This is a genomic window from Nostoc cf. edaphicum LEGE 07299, assembly GCF_015207245.1.
In the GTDB taxonomy this organism is placed as follows: domain Bacteria; phylum Cyanobacteriota; class Cyanobacteriia; order Cyanobacteriales; family Nostocaceae; genus Nostoc; species Nostoc edaphicum_B.
In genome coordinates, this window is sequence record NZ_JADEXF010000464.1 from 1 (window position 1) to 4,411 (window position 4,411).

The 4,411-nt window shown below is 43.6% G+C and carries 5 protein-coding genes; 3 read left to right on the plus strand and 2 right to left on the minus strand.

All coding sequences use genetic code 11. The features are described from left to right. Nucleotides 1-593: 593 nt before the first annotated feature. From IQ229_RS14865 to IQ229_RS14875, 3 genes are all read left to right on the plus strand, one after another. Nucleotides 594-1,073 (plus strand): Mini-ribonuclease 3, encoded by a 480-nt coding sequence (locus IQ229_RS14865; protein WP_194044898.1) that lies wholly within the window; start codon nucleotides 594-596, stop codon nucleotides 1,071-1,073. A gap of 92 nt (nucleotides 1,074-1,165) precedes the next feature. Then, the gene (gene rlmB, locus IQ229_RS14870) at nucleotides 1,166-2,347 is read left to right on the plus strand and encodes a 23S rRNA (guanosine(2251)-2'-O)-methyltransferase RlmB (protein WP_228013474.1); all 1,182 of its coding nucleotides are present in this window, start codon (nucleotides 1,166-1,168) and stop codon (nucleotides 2,345-2,347) included. 86 nt (nucleotides 2,348-2,433) lie between these two features. Next, nucleotides 2,434-2,736, plus strand: coding sequence for a DUF1816 domain-containing protein (locus tag IQ229_RS14875; protein WP_194044900.1), 303 nt, complete (start codon nucleotides 2,434-2,436; stop codon nucleotides 2,734-2,736). 167 nt (nucleotides 2,737-2,903) lie between these two features. Here IQ229_RS14875 and IQ229_RS14880 read toward each other — a convergent pair whose 3' ends face one another. Both IQ229_RS14880 and IQ229_RS14885 read right to left on the minus strand, forming a co-directional pair. Next, nucleotides 2,904-3,752, minus strand: coding sequence for an alpha/beta fold hydrolase (locus IQ229_RS14880; protein ID WP_194044906.1), 849 nt, complete (start codon nucleotides 3,750-3,752; stop codon nucleotides 2,904-2,906). Then, on the minus strand, nucleotides 3,752-4,411 hold a 660-nt coding region (locus tag IQ229_RS14885; RefSeq protein ID WP_194044902.1), incomplete at its 5' end, for a methionine gamma-lyase family protein. The genes IQ229_RS14885 and IQ229_RS14880, both read right to left, overlap by 1 nt.

Below are 4,411 nucleotides of genomic sequence, written 5' to 3' on the forward strand. Positions count from 1 at the left end.
CCCTCCCCGTATGTATTGGGGAGGGAACGAGATTCTCTTGTATCCCCCCTTTCCAAGGGGGGATTAAGAGGGGTAATTGGACTTGTGTATACACGGTAGCTCCTTGTGGGAGAGGCATAAAGCCAGTTAAGCTATTATGTTTAAAGTTGAGTAATAACTAAAGATATAGAGACCCAATTTTTGGGTATGTAATCGTTGGCTAGAATATTGGATCAATAATCAAGTCTGAGATATTTGTTGTAAGAAATACAAAGCCAGCAGATTTGTTTATAGATAGACTTGACTTGATGCTGTATAGTTAAAAGTTGTCGATTTACTCAGTAAGTATGGCAATGCTACCAAGTACAAGGGTGAATTTGATGTTAAAATTGTACCCTATCTTAGGCGCAGACCACAAGAAGTAGGCGAAATTTGGTTTATAGATGTTGACATCAGGGTGATTTTAAATGCCAACTCTCAATCAAAAAGATGAAATTAGGAAGTAATTTTGATAGTATTGATTATGCTAAGTATACTATCACGGCATACTTCAGAAAAATCAGTCTTTGCGAAGAATGCCTGCCAAATGTAGCCCGTCAAGGAATGATTTATTTGTGAAGTCACAGGAGGAAGAGCTATTAGATGGACAAGATGAAACTCCCAAACAGAGCTTGTCTTGGACTGAAGCACTCTTGGCAACCACAGGGCCATTCCAACAGATTTCCCTCTCACAAGTGCAACAAATTTCTCCTAGTGCTTTAGCATATTTGGGGGATGCAATTTATGAGTTGTATGTTAGAATGTTCTATCTGCTGCCATTGCAGCGGTCAGGAATTTACCATCGTCTGGTAGTGGAGCAGGTAAGAGCAGAAACACAAGCGCTACATTTGCGATCGCTGATTCCCCATCTCAGGGATACCGAATTAGAAATTGTCCGACGGGGTAGAAACGCCGCAACAGGACGCCCTAAGCGACTTAATCCCGAAATTTATCAACAGGCAACTAGTCTAGAAACTTTAATAGGCTACTTATATATCACCGATTACCAACGTCTAACCGAACTGTTGCAAATACTTCATCTAGAAAAAGAGTGAAAACTCAATTTCGCAGTAGCCACAACACTAGATTAGGTTCAAAAAATTGAGGTAATCGGAATGATCAACCATACGTTATATCGATAACTCAAATGCAGGATAAACCCAGAAAAGTCAAGACTTCTAGCGAACCCAATCGCGGACAACCCGTAAAAATTAAAGGTAAACGTGTTGTTACTAATCCGGCTCGCAATCCCAGGAAAATAGATAGCAACCCCATCTCTGGTGCGAATCCGACTCGCAATCCCAGGAAAGTAGATAGCAACCCCATCTCTGGTGCGAATCCAACTCGTAATCCCAGGAAAATAGATAGTAACCCCATCTCTGATGCGAATCCAACTCGCAATCCCAGAAAAGTAGATGGCAACACCATCTCTGTTGTTAATCCGAATCGCAATCCCAGGAAAATAGATAGCAACGCCAGTTATGGCAACTCGCGACAACGAAATAATAACTTCTCCCAGCCGTCTGTATCTACACAACCAACAGAAGAAGATAACGATCTCATCTACGGTCGTCATCCAGTTTTGAGTGCATTGCAAAATCAGCGCAATCTCAACCGTCTCTGGATTACTACCCGTCTGCGGTACGATCCCAGCTTTCACCATTTCCTCTTGCAAGCAAAGGAAAATGGCACAGTTATTGATGAGGTTGAACCCAAACGTTTAGACTATCTCACCAATGGCGCTAATCACCAAGGTGTGGCAGCACAAATTGCTCCCTACGCTTACATGGAATTGCCCGATCTAATTGAGCAATGCAAATCTGTAACTGATGCTGTAATTGTCGTGGCTGACGGAATTACCGATCCCCACAACTTGGGAGCAATTATTCGCACTGCCGAAGCAATAGGCGCTCAAGGATTAGTGATTCCCCAAAGAAGGGCATCTGGGATCACTTCCACTGTGATGAAAGTGGCAGCAGGCGCTTTAGAAAATTTTGCTGTAGCTAGAGTTGTCAACCTCAGCCGCTCCTTAGAAGAATTAAAGGAAGCTGGCTTTTGGATTTACGGTACTGCTGCAAGTGGCAGCGAACCTTTGCATACAGTCAATTTCACTGGCCCAATCGTTTTGGTAATCGGCTCAGAAGGCGAAGGTCTGGGTATGTTGACTCAACGCTCCTGTGATTTTTTAGTATCGATTCCTCTACAGGGTAAGACCCCCAGCCTGAATGCTTCTGTAGCAGCGGGTATGGCGCTTTATGAAATTTATCGCCAGCGATCGCTAAATACGCTGCACTTAGATAAATTACAAAAAATCTCTTTGAAAAAATAACAGTAACAGAGTATAAAGAAATGTAAAAGATAATAAAGCAGCATATCGTTTAACACCCTGTAGACGTTTATAAATCGGCTAAAACCATGAAAACCATTTGGCATAACCTCAAGGAAGTGTTAATTAACACATTCGACTACATCGGCTTGGCTTGGTGGGTAGAGATTGTGACGCAGAATCCCCGTTGCACGTATTACTTCGGGCCATTTCTAAGTTCTTCTGATGCAACATTAGCAAGCAAAGGATACATAGAAGATTTGGAGATCGAAGGAGCGCAGGGAATTATTGTGAATGTCAAGCGCTGCAAACCTAGCAACTTAACAATTGCTGACGACTTGGGGGAAAGATTTGACCGCAAAGTACAGCCTGCCTTTGGCGGTCAAATTTAAGTTAGGCCAGAGAATGAAAAGGAGACTCTGATGCAAAGACGTAAAGATATAAAGACACACAAAATCCTTTTATCGGGGAGTATTGCGTCTTTTTCACTCATTGCGTCACTACATCTTCCCTCTCCTTTTTTTCTTCGTCAATAGTCAAAATTTTTTAAATATTTAGACTATTGACTACCAATTACCTGCGGATGAACTTCGAGCCAATGGTCAATATCATTTAGCACCTGCTGGGGAACTTCCCACGGAAAAAGATGGGCTGTGTTGGGATAGCACTGCCAGTGAGAATTGTTGAGGTGTTGAGCAGTTTGTAAGCTGGAATCAGATGTGATGTGGCGATCTTGTTCGCCAGCAAGTACTAAACTGGGACATTGTATTTGTTGCAAATCTAGAAGCCGATTGTATCCTGATTGAATTGCACTATAGAGGGCACGAGTAGCAGCAGGAGAAGTTTGCAAATAAGCTGGTACTGCTTCCTTGGCAATGTAATTGTAAGTAATAGATGTATGTTGTTGGATTAGGTAACGGAAAAGCGATCGCTTACCAAAAGTTTCAATATTCCATTGCCAACTCGGTTTTATATAGTTCAATAGGGCAGCAACGCCAGTATATAAATTATCCTGCCAACTGATAGGAGGATGGCTGCCACGGGGTTTTGCAGCTGTCGCCACCAAAATCAGCCCAGTAACGCGTTCTGGCAAACGTAATGCCATCTCCATTGCCAGAATGCCTCCAAGTGACCATCCCAATACCAGGCACTTTTCAATCTGCAAACGGTCTAGCAGCGCTTCTAAATCAGTCAAATGGTCATTCATATCAAAATTGCCGTTGTAACGACTTTTGCCATATCCGCGTAAATCAGGGGCAAAAGTTTTGTAGCGTTTTGATAAATGATTGGTAAAGACAGAAAGACTACGACCAGTACCAGGATGACCATGTAAGCCTAAAATTGGGAATCCTTGACCTTGGGTGTAAACATTAAGACGTGCAGCAGTTGTGGTGTGGCGATCGCTCATTATTTGCCGTTCTCCTGTCTGCCAATACTGCCAACTGCATCGATCGCAGCCTCCAGGGCGATCGCCACATGAGTCCAATGAGTCCCTCCCTGGCAATAAACCACATACGGCTCACGTAAAGGGCCATCGGCTGACAATTCCAAAGTACTCCCTTCAATAAATGTCCCCCCAGCCATAACCACCTGGCTCTCATACCCCGGCATATCATCTGGAATAGGATCTAAGTAGGAACCGATGGGAGAATGCTGTTGTATAGCTTTACAGAAAGCAATTAGCTTTTCGGCAGAACCAAGTTTAATTGCCTGAATTACATCTCCACGGGGAGCCAGGGGAGCAGGATTTACTGGATAACCGAGTTTATCAAATACATAACCAGTAAGATAAGTCCCTTTTATCGCCTCTCCTACCATCTGCGGCGCTAGAAATAAGCCTTGGAACAGTAGGCGATTTTGGTCAAAAGTAGCGCCACCATAACTACCAATACCGGGAGCAGTGAGGCGGCAAGCGGATGCTTCAACTAAGTCGGCGCGACCAGCGACATAACCACCAGCGCTGACAATAGTGCCACCAGGATTTTTAATCAATGACCCCGCCATTAAATCAGCACCTACATCTGTGGGTTCCCTGGTTTCAATAAATTCGCCGTAGCAGTTATCTAC